This is a genomic window from Alcanivorax quisquiliarum (genome assembly GCF_023051175.1).
Classification (GTDB): domain Bacteria; phylum Pseudomonadota; class Gammaproteobacteria; order Pseudomonadales; family Alcanivoracaceae; genus Isoalcanivorax; species Isoalcanivorax quisquiliarum.
The window spans coordinates 1-14817 of sequence record NZ_JALKII010000001.1; the positions used below are offsets into that span (position 1 = coordinate 1).

Consider the following 14817-nt stretch of genomic DNA (forward strand, 5'->3'; position numbering starts at 1 on the left):
TCCCACAAGGGGAGAGGGGAGAAAAAAGCTGAATCACTCACCCTTCGGGCCAGCCTGCGGCTGTTCTGCGCTTCGCTGGTCTCACAAGGGGAGAGGGGAGCAAGAGCGCTTCGCGCCCCCTCGGGCCAGACCGTGGCTGTTCAGTGCAAAAGATCACGGAATCCAAAAATCTCACCGGTTAGTATTTTCCAAGGGCACATTGAAAGCTGGGCATCAGGACAATCTCCGCTCGATCAATTACACGGCAGAAAGGAATCAGCCACGGCCCGCTGCTATTTGCCCACAGCCTGCATTTTAGCCCCTCTCCCCTTGTGGGAGAGGGGTTGGGGAGAGGGGAGATTATGGCGGGAAATATACACTCGGCACTTGATCTGGAACGAAACTGGATAATACTAGGTATTTTTTTGGCTGTGGGATTTTTATAAAAATTTCTACTGAAGGTAAGTGAAAGTAGTGAAACAGGTAGCAGGTGTCGTGACAGCTGAAAGTTCGTCGCCCCCTCTCCCCAAACCCCTCTCCCACAAGGGGAGAGGGGAGAAAAAAGCTGAATCACTCACCCTTCGGGCCAGCCTGCGGCTGTTCTGCGCTTCGCTTGTCTCACAAGGGGAGAGGGGAGCAAGAGCGCTTCGCGCCCCCTCGGGCCAGACCGTGGCTGTTCAGTGCAAAAGATCACGGAATCCAAAAATCTCACTGGTTAGTATTTTCCAAGGGCACATTGAAAGCTGGGCATCAGGACAATCTCCGCTCGATCAATTACACGGCAGAAAGGAATCAGCCATGGCCCGCTGCTATTTGCCCACAGCCTGCATTTTAGCCCCTCTCCCCTTGTGGGAGAGGGGTTGGGGAGAGGGGGCGGTCCTGGCACCAGCCTTCCCGATAGCTCTGATTCCAAAACGGAATCATAAAAAAACAAAATCTACTCACACCCCCAATTCAGATAAAAGTCACAGAATAAAAAAACTCTACCCGGTAATATTTCCCAAGAGGACTTCGGAAAAGTAAGTGCCCAACCAACCCCTCAAATAATTCCCCAGCCGAAAGATAACCCGCCATGGCAACTCTCCTGCACCACGGCGCCGTAGACGGCGTTACTGGCTCAGCACATGAGCTTGTGTTCGATCAGCACAACAGCCTGCTGATTGACTGCGGGCTGTTTCAAGGCAGCGATCGCTCGGCCAGTGGCAACGCCGGCGCCGCCAATCTGGCTATTGATTTCGATACAAGCCGCATCCAGGCTCTGATCGCCACCCATGTGCATATCGATCATGTAGGCCGCATCCCCTGGCTACTGGCCAGCGGCTTCGAAGGGCCGATCCTGTGCAGCATACCGTCAGCGAAACTGCTGCCCATCGTGCTGGAAGATGCATTCCGGCTAGGCTTCAGCCGCCATCCTGGCGACGTGGCCCGCTACCTGAAAATCATCGCAAGCCGGCTCGTGCCACTGGCCTACGACACCTGGCACACCGTGCTGGATAGGAAAGAGGTGCAGGCACGCATCCGGCTGCAACGCGCCGGCCATATCCTTGGCTCCGCGTACGTCGAATGCGATATAACCTACGGCGCCAACACGGCAGGCAGCGGCTCAGGCAGTAGTTCGAACAGCAAATCGAACAGCGGCACACAGGCAAACCACCGCGTGGTGTTCAGCGGCGATCTCGGCGCGCCACACGCGCCACTGCTGCGCCCACCGCAGCCGGCAGAGTTTTGCGATAGGCTGGTGATCGAGAGCACCTACGGCGACCGCAACCATGAATCCCGCGAGCACCGCCGCCAGCGGCTGGAACGCGTGCTCGAGCGCGCCCTGGCCGACAAAGGCACTGTGCTGATCCCGGCCTTCAGCATCGGCCGCACCCAGGAGCTGCTCTACGAGCTGGAAGACATCATTCACCAGCACCAAGGCAGCCCCATCGGCGACACCGGGCTGAGCTGGAACGAGCTGCCAATCATTCTTGATTCACCGCTGGCCAGCCGCTTCACCGAAGTCTACCGCAGCCTCAAACCCTACTGGGATGAAGAGGCCATCGAGCGCGTGCTGGCAGGCCGCCGCCCGCTGGCTTTTGATCAGCTGCTCACCGTCGACGAACACGACGCCCACCTGCGCATGGTGCGCCACCTGGCCGACAGCGCACGCCCGGCAGTGGTAATCTCCGGCAGCGGCATGTGCACCGGCGGGCGCATCGTCAATTACCTCAAAGCCATGCTGCACGACCCCCGCCACAACGTCCTGTTCGTCGGCTACCAGGGCGCCGGCACGCCGGGCCGCACCATCCAGCGCTTCGGCCCACGGGGCAACGGTTATGTGGAGCTGGACGGCGAGCGATTCGACATCAGGGCAGGGGTGGAGAGCATCGGCGGCTACTCCGCCCACGCCGATCAGGCCGGCCTGGTTGCTTTTGCCACCGGCATGCAACGCCCGCCGCAAGAAATCCGCATCCTGCACGGCGACACCGCCGCCAAACAGGCCCTGGCAGCACGGTTTGCCGAAGCCTTCCGCAGCCATGCGCCCCCGGTGCGCATCACCATACCGTGAGCGAACCAGCTGGTAATCAGGCGCTCTATTCAAGCCCTCCCGCACGAAGCCACCTTTCCCGTCGTGGAGGGTGGTTGGAGGAGAGCGTGGGGCGGCCGCAGTACCCAGCCCCCGGCAAACTGCCTCTTACTGATAAAAATGAGCTGTTCCGTGAATATATGCCACAAAAGACCGGTATAAGGGCGATTTGAGGCATATATTCACAGCTTGAGCATCTGGATGAGTAGCTCGCGGCCATGGGCAAACCGCAGGGCCGCAGAAAAATAGCACTTGGTGATGCCCCTTTGAGCCGGGAACGCATCCACCGGATATGCGGTTTACTCATATAAACCGGGCTATTTCGTGAATATATGCTACAAATTGCTGATTAAAGGCTAGTTTGAGGCATATATTCACATGCATTTGAGCGATCTGGGCAAGCAGTTTGCAGCCATGCGCAAACAGCATGGCCACAGCCAGCAGGAGGTTGCCACCCTGAGCGGCGTGGATCGCACCACTGTGTCGCGTTTCGAATCCGGCCGGCTCGCGGAGTTGGGCTTCAACAAGATCCAGCGGATGTTTGCTTTGTACGAACAGGAGCTGGCCCCGCGCACCCGCAAGCCACCCACGCTGGATGATCTGTTGAGGGAGCGCCAATGGAAGGGATGAGCGAGCTCGACGTACTTGTTGGCAGAGAACCGGCGGGTCGATTGGGTAAAGCCGTGCTGCCACACCGTCGTGAAGACTACGTATTCACCTACCGTACAGATAACCCCGAGCGGGCGATATCCGTAACCATGCCGTTGCGTGCCGGCTCCTATGACGCGCCCCAGTTACACCCGATCTTCGTCCAGAACCTGCCGGAGGGTTATCTAGGCGATATCATCCGACGTACCGTGAGCAAGCTTTACGGCTCCAGCGAACTTGCCCTGCTTGCTGCCCTCGGCCCATACCAGATAGGTCGTCTGAGCTATGAGCCTCCGGGCCAGGTTCGAGATGCGGAGCATTCCACAGAACAGTTGGAAACGCTCCTGAGCGCTGAGAATCCTGACTTATTCGCCGAGCTGGTGGAAAAATATGCGCTACATTCCGGCATATCCGGCGTACAACCGAAACTGTTGATCGCCGCGACCAGTGAGCCGCCACGGGGCAAGGCTGCTATTCGCTCCCACAAACTGATAGTAAAAGCCTGGGGGCAGGATTTTCCGCATCTGGCCTTGAATGAGTACTTTTGCATGTCCGTTGCCAAGGCGGCGGGGCTGCGGGTGCCGCACTTTGACGTGTCCCGCGATGCCCGCCTGTTCATCATGGAGCGCTTTGACGTGAGTGAGGCGGGTGGCTATCTGGGCTTTGAAGACGGTTGCGTAATGCAGGGCCGCGCACCTGCGGAAAAATACGACAGCACGTACGAGCGCTTGGCCAGGTCCATAAGTGATTATGTGTCGCCATTGCGCCGGCAAGCAGCGCTCGCTGAGCTGTTCGGCTCCATTGTCGTCTCTTGGGCCGTGCGCAACGGTGATGCGCATTTGAAGAATTTCGGCATACTTTACGACCGCCCCGGAGGCACAGTCGATATTGCGCCAGCCTATGACATCGTGACCACTACAGCCTACCTTCGTAACGACGTGCCTGCATTGCATATGGCGCGGAGCAAACGCTGGTGGCCAATCGGTTGGCTCGCTCGTTTCGGCACGAACCATTGCGGGCAGAGCCCCAACCAGACGAAGGTGATCATCAAGGCAGTTGCAGGAGCGCTGGTGAAGGTGCTGCCTGAGCTGACGCATGCTGCGCCACGGTTTCCCGACGTGGCGGAACCCATGATAGAAGCTTGGGAGGCGTCACTAAAAGAAATCAGCGCCTGGCTTTAGTGCCCGGCACGCCGGCTTGCAGGGTCATCATGCCGCTTAATGCACCTGGGAGTGGCGGCGTCACCGAATTACACTTAGGCACATCCCGCTGTGTCAGCAACAGACGTCGAGCACACTGCGTTCGCCGCAACGTGCGTACACACACCCAACCCAAACCACCCCTAGGTAAAACAACCGTAAAACCCCACCACAACCTTACTTGCCGCACAGGCTCTGCTCTGTCCAACCTCTAGACTTTGGCCCTTCGTTCAGGCGCCGTTTTGCGCCACAATATGGCGTTGTGATAGCTCGCGCTTTCATACAGAATTCACACAGTTGTTCAACGATTGAACGCCCCCTGCCGCAGGCCCGAACCGGGCAGTAGCAGGGTAGGGAAGCGGCCTGTATCGGCCTCGCCATCAGGGAAAGGCGGCAAATCCTGTGGCGGTAGCGTGCCTGAAGGCTGCCGGAGGGCGCCAGCGGCTCACCAGAAGTGGTTATTTTGTGACGTTCGTCAGTTCTTTTGTTGAAATGCGTCACACTTTGAAGCAGGATTCGCCTCTTCAAATGTTGCTGTGACCCACCCGTCACAAGCTGTCGCAGCGTCGCCCTCGAAGAATGGTTTGCTACTTCGGGGCGGTAGCGTGCGCGGCGCACAGGCTGAGGGCGATGGCTCGCGCCGTGCGCTCAAGGAAGGCTTCAACACGATAGGGGAAGTGAGGTGATGCAATTCACCAAGGCATCAGCGGAGCTGCTGAACAGTATAGCTGGCGCGAACCAGAATGCTCCCGGCGTCAGCAGGCCTGAGCGACGCGCCCCAAGCCCACACTACAGCAAAAGCCCCCACAGCCCAGCCGGCCTTGTCGCCGATAACCGAGCAGAAGCCTACGCCCACACCTTGAGCGGCGCCCCGCCATGGCAGCGGGCGCTCGCCGCTGACACAGTAGCAAAAACGTTTGCCGGCCGGTTTGCCCAGGCGCCGGCCACACGGCCCGCTGCCATGCCGGCCAAAGCCGCAGCACAGGCAAGGCCAGAACAAAAGAAGCACAAGAAACAGCGGTGCGCCAGCGCCGCAAAGCCTCAATGACTGAATCAGATATCAATGAACGCGAGCCAGCGCGGTATCGAGTGAGCTAGCCGCTCCACCCATGCCGGCAGGCGCTCTTAAGGCGTGTTGTGAGGGAAAAATAATGACAGAAGTAATTGCCACCGTTGAGCTACGCAAGAGCGATGGCGCTCTGCTCAGAACAGAGGAAATCCGCATTCCCACCGGCTCGACAAAAATTGAAGACATCGACCTCATCGCCAAGCTCTTCATCCGCAACGCAAACTTGTCTGATCCACGGCAAGAGCTTTGGTATTCGGGGGAGCACACGTTCAGGCCGGTAGAGGCGTAAGCCTAGCCACAAGCCCGTACCATGTGGCGTTGGCCGCCGCTACGGACAGCAACCCCAAAAGCAAACAACCGCTCAGGACCAAAACGTAATGCACAAAATGGAAGACATCCGCCTTGCAGTGATCGGCCTAGGCTACGTTGGGCTGCCATTGGCCGTGGAATTCGGCAAAAAACGCTCCGTGATCGGCTTCGATATCAGCCAGCCCCGGATCGATGCCCTGCGAGAAGGCCACGACAGCACACTGGAAGTGGAAGACGAAGAGCTGAAACAGGCCAGGCACCTGAGCTACACCGCCAACCCAGCGGATCTCGAGGCCGCCAACGTCTACATTGTCACCGTGCCCACGCCCATCGATGAGCACAAGCGCCCCGATCTCACCCCGCTGTGCAAAGCCTCCGAAACCATCGGCAAAACACTCAAGAAGGGCGATATCGTCGTTTACGAATCGACCGTCTACCCCGGCGCCACAGAAGACGAGTGCGTGCCCGTGCTGGAGCGCGTCTCCGGCCTGAAATACAACGTGGATTTCTTCGCCGGCTACAGCCCCGAGCGCATCAACCCCGGCGATAAAGAGCACCGCGTCACCAACATCAAAAAAGTCACCGCGGGCTCCACGCCGGAAGTGGCCGATCTGGTCGATGCGCTCTACAACGAGATCATCATCGCCGGCACCCACAAAGCCAGCAGCATCAAAGTGGCCGAGGCCGCCAAGGTGATCGAAAACACCCAGCGTGATCTGAATATCGCCCTGATCAACGAACTCGCCATCATCTTCAACAAGATGGGCATCGACACCGAAGCCGTGCTACAGGCAGCCGGCACCAAATGGAACTTCCTGCCATTTCGCCCCGGCCTGGTGGGCGGCCACTGCATCGGCGTCGATCCGTACTACCTCACCCACAAGGCACAGGCCATCGGCTACCACCCGGAAATCATCCTCGCCGGCCGCCGCCTGAACGACAGCATGGGCGGCTATGTGGTGGCCCAGCTGGTCAAGTGCATGATGAAAAAGCGAATTCATGTGGACGGCGCCCGCGTGCTTGTCATGGGCCTGGCCTTCAAGGAAAACTGCCCCGACTTGCGCAATACCAAAGTGGTAGACGTCGTGAAAGAGCTGACAGAGCTCAATATCCAGGTAGACGTATACGACCCCTGGGTGTCCCCGGCCGCCGCCGAGCACGAATACGGCATCACACCCGTGAACGAGCCGGCCATCAACAGCTACGATGGCATCGTGCTGGCCGTGGGCCATGAACAGTTCAAGGCCATGAGCGCCAGCGACATACGCCAGTTCGGCAAGGAAAGGCATGTGCTGTACGACCTGAAATACCTCTTGCCAGCAGAAGACACCGACCTGCGCCTTTAAGCAAGGCGCAGCAAGCAAGGCGTACCTAGTAAGACACGCCCAGTAAGGCGCGCCCAGCAAGACGCACCGCCACACTGGCGCCTGCCAGCCTGATTCAGGAAAACCAGATTAATGACCCGTTACGAACAACTGCTCCAGCAACTCCCGCAAAGCCCGAAGGTGTGGCTGGTGACCGGCGTCGCCGGCTTCATCGGCTCCAACTTGCTGGAAACCCTGCTCAAGCTCGATCAGCAGGTGATCGGGCTGGACAACTTTGCCACCGGCTACCAACACAACCTTGACGAAGTACAAGGGCTGGTAACGCCCGAGCAATGGGCACGGTTCCGGTTTATCGAAGGCGACATCCGCAACCTGGAAGACTGCCGCGCAGCGTGCGAAGGTGTGGATTACGTCTTGCACCAGGCCGCCCTCGGCTCAGTGCCGCGCTCCATCGATGACCCCATCACCACCAACGCCGCCAATATCGACGGCTTCCTGAACATGCTGGTGGCAGCACGGGATGCCAAGGTGGAAAGCTTCACCTATGCGGCCAGCAGCTCCACCTACGGCGACCACCCGGCACTGCCCAAAGTGGAAGACCAGATCGGCAAGCCGCTTTCACCCTATGCCGTGACCAAATACGTCAATGAGCTTTACGCCGATGTGTTCGCCAGAACCTACGGCTTCAACTGCATCGGCCTGCGCTACTTCAACGTATTCGGCAAACGCCAGGACCCGAACGGTGCCTACGCGGCTGTTATTCCCAAATGGACAGCGGCCATGATCAAAGGCGAGCCCGTGTTCATCAATGGCGATGGCGAAACCAGTCGCGACTTTTGTTATATCGACAACGCCGTGCAGGCCAACCTGCTTGCTGCCACCACTACCGACGAGAACGCCAGAAACCAGGTGTATAACGTGGCAGTGGGGGACAGAACGACCTTGAATGAGTTGTTCGAGGCGATTCGGGCAGCGCTGAAAGAGAATGGGGTTGAGTACGACGTTGAGCCGGTGTATCGAGATTTCAGGGCGGGGGATGTGAGGCATTCGCAGGCGGATGTGGGGAAGGGGAAGATGCTGCTGGGGTATGCGCCCCAATGGAAAATTAAGAACGGGGTTGCCTCAGCCATGGTCTGGTATTTGAAGTCATCAGATATAGTACAAAATATGGTCAAGTAGGCCAAGCTGGCTAGGGCCGGGATTCTGGACGTCAGCATCGAGCAGCGGTGAAAAAGAGATGAGACTTTGAAAGTTAATCTAGCCGTGAGAAAGCTTGGGGCATGGCGGCGTGGCTTTCTGTTAAGTAAATGTTTATAGACGGATTTTAGAGCCGAAGAGATTTTAATCGAAACAGGCTTATTCAATGCAAAAGAGAAAGATCATGTCTCAGGATAGCTCTTTTTGGCTCGTCGCTGCATCTATCCTGTCATTGCTTTTGGGTGTTGCAAGCGTGCCTTTTCTTAGTCGGTACTTTTCTGGCGAAGAGCTTGGTTTGTATCAAGAGTTCCTCTCGTATGGGTTGATTTTTGGCCCATTGGCATGTTTGAGATATGAAACAAGTATTGTTTCTGAAGAGGGTGCCGGCTTTTTCTATGAGGCTTACGCCGGAGCTGCCTTTGTTATGGCCGTTCTCTGTGGTCTCCTAATACTTCTTCTGCCCGTGGGATTTTTTTTTGAGTTGCCTTCTTGGGTTGCAAGTTTTCCCATATTTATTTTTTCGTATGGATTAATGATATTGGCTAGCGCCATTGCGTTGCGCGAGAAGAAATTCAGAAGCCTGGGGATATATAAGGTAATATATTTTTCTATATATATGGTGGCACCAATTGGCTTTCGGATTGGTTTTGATGAAAGTAGCTATATGTGGCTAATTTGGTTTATGATTCTCGGACAGTTGTGTTTTGTTTTTTTGCTCCCAAGGTCTAGGGTTATATCGATAAAACTTGCGACTGATTTTATTAGAAATAATCAGTCTTTTTTTATAACGTTGACTCCGTTGACATTGCTGAGTGGGCTTACGGTTCAGCTGCCCGTTCTATTCATGTCTCTCCACTTCGATTACAGATACTTGGGGGCATACTTGATCGCCTCTCGCTTTTTGAATTTACCTATAAGCTTAGTGGCGACGCCAGCGGGGCAGTATTTTCAATCTGTTTACCTGAATTCGGGAAGGTTGCATCTGAGAAAGATGCTTCTTGCCTGCTTGATGGCCGTCTTCTTGCTTTACGGCGCTATATTACTGCTCTCTGTTCTGGATTTGAGTCGCTACTTCGGGGCTGAATGGCGGTTGATTCAAGAGATAGTCTGGTTTCTTTCGATTGCAAAAATTTTGCAGGCGATTAATCTCCCACTAGCAAACATGCTAGCGCTTATAAAGACTAGGCGTGTGGGGCTTGGTATTGTGATTTTGTTTCTACCAGTCAGGTGGGTACTAATGGGGCTACTGGGGCCGGGATGGGAAGAGTTTTTGATAGGCACCCTGGTCGGAACTGCCCTTTTCTATATCACATATAGCTATTTTTCGTACCGCTTTACTATTGCGGAGGTAAAATGAACTTTTGGAAGATGGCAGGATTCCTTTTTTATCTGGTAGAGTACGTCAGAAACAAATCCTTAGGAGCGTACTGGTCTGATAGAATAAAAAAGCGGGCGGGACTAGTAGGCTCGATATCTATCAATGGCCCAGTCCAAGTTTATGGGTGCGAGAATATTCAAATCGGAGATAATGTACATATAGGTGGTGGTGCATTCATTGTCGGGGACGGTGGTTTGTCTATAGGAGACAATACACATATTTCTCGAAACCTTACTCTCTACACGCGAAACCATAATTATAAAGGGAAGAAACTGCCTTATGACGAGACGCAGATGCTGCGTGAGGTAGTTATTGGTAGAAATGTTTGGATTGGCATGAATGTAACAGTCCTTCCTGGGGCAAGGATTGGTGATGGCTGCATCATCGGTGCCGGTAGCGTAATTTATGGCGAGCTAGATAAATACTCTATCGTAGGTGCTGCCAGCTATAATAAGTTAGGCGCGCGCGATGAAGAACACTACAAAAAACTGGATTCCAATGGCTGCTACGGTAGACAAGATGGTAAGTGAGGAATGTCATGAGATTCAAGCAAGTGCTTGCTTTAAGCGCCGGTCGTGCCGGTAGCAAAACGTTTGCAAATGCGTGCTCTTATATAACCAACTACACGTCAGGCCATGAAACAAGACTGGCAATGCCTGCCGCGGAAAAAATAAATTATCCTGACTTTCACATTGAGTCGGACAATCGCCTTTCTTGGATGTTAGGTTTGCTGAACGAACGGCTATCAGATAGCGTCTTCTACGTTTATTTGTATCGTGATGAGGAGAAAATAGCAAGATCTTACAATAGGCGGTGGGCAGTAAAGAACGGGATTATGCCAGCCTATGCGCAAGGGGTTTTGATGATGCCAACTTCCCGAAATGATATCGTAACGTGCCGCGATTATGTAAGTTGCGTCCACGCTAACATAAAAATGTTTCTAAAGGATAAGCAGTATGTGGTTATTGATATTGATAACCCGCAAGAAGGATTTGAGTGCTTTTGGGAAAAGATATCTGCGCAAGGCGATAAGAAAAAGGCTTTGCAAGCCTTTGAACAGGCGGATAACACTTCTTCTAAAATGAATCTTTACCGGCGGTTGCGTTACAAAGCCCATCTTCTATTAGATAAGGCTGAACGCACTATTCGGTCGTAGGGCGCTGGATGAAATTTTCAATTGTAACGCCGACATACAACAGGGCTCATTTGATAAACCGAGTATACAGATCGTTGTGTGACCAAGGGTTTCGCGATTTTGAGTGGTTGGTCATCGATGATGGTTCGTCTGATAACACTGAGGAGAAAGTTACCGCCTTTTCTGAGGATGCGGACTTTCCGATTAAATACTATTGGAAAGAGAATGCAGGGAAGGCTGCGGCGCTAAACGATGCTCTCGATCATGCAGAGGGAGAATGGTTTGTAGTCTTCGATAGCGATGACTGGTGCGTGCCCAACGCTTTAGAAAGGTTGGCAACTATCATCCAAACTATCGCTCTAGATGATAGCGGAACAGAAGTTGCTGCTATCTCGGTACTCAAAGTTGATAGGAGCGGCAAAGTGATTGGGGACGAATATAAAAGGTATGGTGCGCGGTTGTCCAGCTACACCGACCGGTTTAACTTGTCGGTGAAAGGCGATAAGTGGGAAATAATCCGAACAGACGTTCACAGAGCTCATCGTTATGATATTTTTCCTGGCGAGAAGTATATGGCCCCCGAGTACGCGTGGCTAAAGATTGGCGTGAACTACCGCACTCTGTTCCTGGACGAAAGACTGAGTATTGTCGAGTACCAGAGTGATGGCATATCGCAGAATAATATCTTTCACAGGTCGAAAAGCCCGAACAATACGATGCGATTCTACCGCCTTGGATTTAGTCAGTCGCGCTCTTTATTAAAAAAAATGAAGATGATAACTAACTACTTTAGGTTCATGTTGCATAGGGGGAGGACACCCCTGGATTATCTTTCGTTCTTGTTTCTTCCTGCGTTTGTTTTTTATATTAAAGACTTGTATGATTTGAAGAAAAAGGCAAAGAAATAATGGAAGGCTTCGAAGAGAGATCAAGAGGAAGCCTTTTCTTTGCAATATCATTGCTTCTTTGTCTTCCAACAAATTTTCGTTTTTCCGAGAGCGTTGGATTTGGCGAGCTTGGTTTGCTTTTATGCATTTTGTTGTTCTTTTTTCGTTATTTTTCATTGAAACATAGACGAAGAGGTATGAGGGCAGCAGCCTCTATGCCAATGGCTTTGCTTTGCTACTTAATATTCGTACTTCTCCCGGTTACATTTTTCAATTCGTTATATGAAAACGGGGCTTTGTTCCGAGATTACTTGGCGTTCCTCTTTTGCGGGCTAGTAATTCTTTCTTGTGCGCTGTATGGCTTGGATGTTCGAAAGTCCATGCGTATATTTTGCTCGCTGTTGTTAGTTTATCTAGTGGCCACTTATTTTTTTGGAGGCGATGCTTTCTGGTACTCAGTCCGGTTTACGGGTGGAGCGAAGAACCCCAATCAGCTGGCGCTTTATATTGTGTGCGCAGTCTTCGCTGCGGTGATCTCCTACGATAGTAAGGCGGCAAGATATTTTTTTGGGTTTACTTTAGGGCTTATAGGCCTTGCCACTGTCTCAGACGCTTATTATTTATTCTTGGGCGTCATCTTTAGTTGCTATGCCGCTGTCGCCCTATTTCCCTATAGGTTTTTCTTTTTGACCTTTCCTATTGTTCTTTTGCTGTTGATGAGTGCTATATTTCTATTTTTCCCCGATTCATCAGAATACATCTCTGAAGTTTGGGAGACTGCGGATGAGGGTGGGTCAAGGGTCAGCTTGTATCTTCACGGGTTAATGGCATGGCTGAATGATTTTTACACGTTTATCTTGGGTAACGGTGCTGGAGCTTTTTCAGGAGCCTACATGCCTTATGAGGGAGCAGAGGCGCACAATACCCCAATAGACATGCTTTCGATAGGTGGTTGTGTAGCGTTTGTTTTATTTTACTCCTATTTTTTCTACATTGTCTGGAGCTACTATAAGCTGGGTCGCAAGATGGAAGTTTCCATTTTGATTGGGATTTTCGTCTTTTCATTTTTTCACTTCGTTCTGCGGCATCCGGTTTTTTGGGTAGCAATTTATCTTGCCGGACTAAACTTGACTGTTTATTTAAAGAGAAGTCGCGATTTATGTGTGGAATAGCATTGTTTATTGGAAAAAAATCCGGCGACGAAGTGAAATATGTTTTGACAGAAATGATTTCTACGCTCAATCACCGTGGGCCAGATGGTGCTGGCGTTTGGGTAGACCAGTCTTCGCGTTTTGGAATGGCGCACGCACGTCTATCAATCAACGATTTGACAGAAGCCGGCGCCCAACCAATGATCTCAAGGTGCAAGCGCTATGTCATTTCTTTTAATGGTGAGATTTATAATCATATCTCGTTAAGAGAGAAGTTGGGTTCGCGAGTTGGAGGTATACCTTGGGTTGGTCACTCGGACACTGAAACGCTACTGGAGTTATTTTCCGTTTTGGGGGTTGATCGAGCGTTAAATGAAATTAAAGGAATGTTTTCTATAGTTTTGTACGATGTTCTGGATAATGCGATTTATTTGATTAGGGATCGAATCGGTGAAAAGCCCTTGTATTGGGGTGCGCAAAACGGTCGCTTTTTCTGCGCTTCAGAGTTAAAGAGTATCATCAGGTCGCCTTTGTTTAAAGGTGAGATTAATAGAGATGCTTTGGAGCTGTATACTAATTATGGCTATGTTCCTTCTCCTTACTCAATATATGCTGATTTGCAAAAGCTTCCTCCGGGCTGCTACCTAAAGTTTAAAGTAACGGACATCGACTCGGGTATTACACCTAAGCTGACGCGTTACTGGGATCTCGTCGCTATATCCAAGTTGAAAAAGAAGGAGATGAGTGAGAAAAGCTTTACGCATATCTCCGGCGAGGTCGAGGAAAGGCTCCGGAACGCTGTCAGTTCACAGCTGATGTCAGATGTTCCCCTGGGTGCTTTTCTAAGTGGCGGTGTAGACAGCTCCTTGATTGTTGCCTTGATGCAGCAGGAGAGCCCGAACCCCATAAAGACTTTCACCATCGGTTCTTGCGACAAAGCATATAACGAGGCGGAGCATGCTAGGGAGGTCGCTAAATTTATTGGTACTGACCACACCGAGCTTTATATATCTGAAAAAGAAATGCTGGATGTTTTACCTGGAATTTCGGATGTTTATTGTGAGCCTTTTGCCGACAGCTCTCAAATACCGACTATGATGGTCAGTGAGCTGGCAAAGACTAAAGTTTCGGTTGCTCTCAGTGGGGACGGAGCTGACGAAATATTTGGGGGTTATAATAGATACTTGGAAGGTTATGCGCTTTGGAAGGCGACACAGTCCATCCACGGGAGCCTGAGACGATCTGGTGCGCGAATAATAGAAGCGTTGCCGCCAAAATTTATAGACCTCCTTTTCTCTAGACTTGGCCCTATGCTCCCTGCGAAGTTTCGAGTCAGGAATCCGGGCGACAAAGCGCATAAGCTTGCAGGTGCACTCTTGGCCGACACACTAGATGAATACTATTCTAGCCTTGTCTGTCATTGGGGGGCGGACTCAAATATATTTGTCAGCGGAAGGCAAGACTTCAGCTTTGGAAGCTCTTTTAGCGATTTCTCCGGATTTGACCCGCGGGAAATTATGATGGTAACCGATGCAATAACCTATCTGCCTGACGATATTATGACGAAGGTGGATCGTGCGGCAATGGCATACGGTCTTGAGGTCAGGGCTCCTTTTCTCGACCATGAACTGGTAGAGCTCTCTTTAGGAATTCCGTTGAAATTTAAGATTTCTGGCAATTGCGGAAAGGTCGTTCTGCGAGATATTTTGTACAAGCACGTCCCCAAAGCTCTCATTGAAAGACCGAAAACCGGGTTTGGAATTCCGCTAGCTGAATGGCTTAGGGGCCCGCTACGCGAATGGGCACATTATTGCTTGGACGATGAACGCATCCGACAGCAAGGGCTTTTCGACCCGCACATGGTTAGGAAAGCTTGGGAAGAACACCTTCAAGGAAAAAGAAACAACAGCCAGAAGTTGTGGAATATAATCTGCTTTCAGGCTTGGATGGAAGGAAAGGATTTTGGTTAAA

General features: G+C 52.2%; 11 protein-coding genes and 2 pseudogenes. All 13 read left to right on the top strand.

Annotation, left to right across the window (positions count from 1 at the left end):
* Positions 1-1051: 1051 nt before the first annotated feature.
* The 13 genes and pseudogenes from MU846_RS00005 (at position 1052) to asnB (ending at position 14816) form a co-directional block, all read left to right on the top strand.
* The gene (locus tag MU846_RS00005; protein WP_246946937.1) at positions 1052-2530 is read left to right on the top strand and encodes an MBL fold metallo-hydrolase RNA specificity domain-containing protein; all 1479 of its coding nucleotides are present in this window, start codon (positions 1052-1054) and stop codon (positions 2528-2530) included.
* Positions 2531-2926: 396 nt separating this feature from the next.
* A complete protein-coding gene (locus MU846_RS00010; protein ID WP_246946939.1) occupies positions 2927-3178 on the top strand; it encodes a helix-turn-helix domain-containing protein in 252 nt (83 codons plus the stop codon).
* Positions 3166-4377, top strand: coding sequence for a type II toxin-antitoxin system HipA family toxin (locus MU846_RS00015; RefSeq protein ID WP_246946946.1), 1212 nt, complete (start codon positions 3166-3168; stop codon positions 4375-4377). The genes MU846_RS00010 and MU846_RS00015 overlap by 13 nt, the downstream gene beginning before the upstream one ends.
* A 1169-nt stretch (positions 4378-5546) precedes the next feature.
* On the top strand, positions 5547-5753 hold the full coding sequence (locus tag MU846_RS00020) for a hypothetical protein (RefSeq protein ID WP_246946948.1): 207 nt from the start codon (positions 5547-5549) through the stop codon (positions 5751-5753).
* 88 nt (positions 5754-5841) lie between these two features.
* A complete protein-coding gene (tviB, locus tag MU846_RS00025) occupies positions 5842-7119 on the top strand; it encodes a Vi polysaccharide biosynthesis UDP-N-acetylglucosamine C-6 dehydrogenase TviB (RefSeq protein WP_246946950.1) in 1278 nt (425 codons plus the stop codon).
* A gap of 111 nt (positions 7120-7230) precedes the next feature.
* Positions 7231-8277, top strand: coding sequence for an NAD-dependent epimerase/dehydratase family protein (locus MU846_RS00030; protein WP_246946952.1), 1047 nt, complete (start codon positions 7231-7233; stop codon positions 8275-8277).
* Positions 8278-8479: 202 nt separating this feature from the next.
* Positions 8480-9652: a lipopolysaccharide biosynthesis protein gene (locus MU846_RS00035; RefSeq protein WP_246946954.1), complete on the top strand. Its 1173-nt coding sequence runs from the start codon at positions 8480-8482 to the stop codon at positions 9650-9652.
* Positions 9653-9663: 11 nt separating this feature from the next.
* Positions 9664-9903 (top strand): annotated as a pseudogene (locus MU846_RS14700) (hypothetical protein); the annotation flags it as partial.
* Between the two features lie 84 nt (positions 9904-9987).
* A pseudogene (locus MU846_RS14705) lies at positions 9988-10075 on the top strand (DapH/DapD/GlmU-related protein); the annotation flags it as partial.
* Between the two features lie 136 nt (positions 10076-10211).
* Positions 10212-10829 (top strand): hypothetical protein, encoded by a 618-nt coding sequence (locus tag MU846_RS00045; RefSeq protein ID WP_246946960.1) that lies wholly within the window; start codon positions 10212-10214, stop codon positions 10827-10829.
* Between the two features lie 8 nt (positions 10830-10837).
* Positions 10838-11716: a glycosyltransferase family 2 protein gene (locus tag MU846_RS00050; protein ID WP_246946962.1), complete on the top strand. Its 879-nt coding sequence runs from the start codon at positions 10838-10840 to the stop codon at positions 11714-11716.
* The gene (locus MU846_RS00055) at positions 11716-12867 is read left to right on the top strand and encodes an O-antigen ligase family protein (RefSeq protein ID WP_246946973.1); all 1152 of its coding nucleotides are present in this window, start codon (positions 11716-11718) and stop codon (positions 12865-12867) included. The genes MU846_RS00050 and MU846_RS00055 overlap by 1 nt, the downstream gene beginning before the upstream one ends.
* A complete protein-coding gene (gene asnB / locus MU846_RS00060) occupies positions 12855-14816 on the top strand; it encodes an asparagine synthase (glutamine-hydrolyzing) (protein ID WP_246946975.1) in 1962 nt (653 codons plus the stop codon). The genes MU846_RS00055 and asnB overlap by 13 nt, the downstream gene beginning before the upstream one ends.
* Position 14817 lies beyond the last annotated feature (1 nt).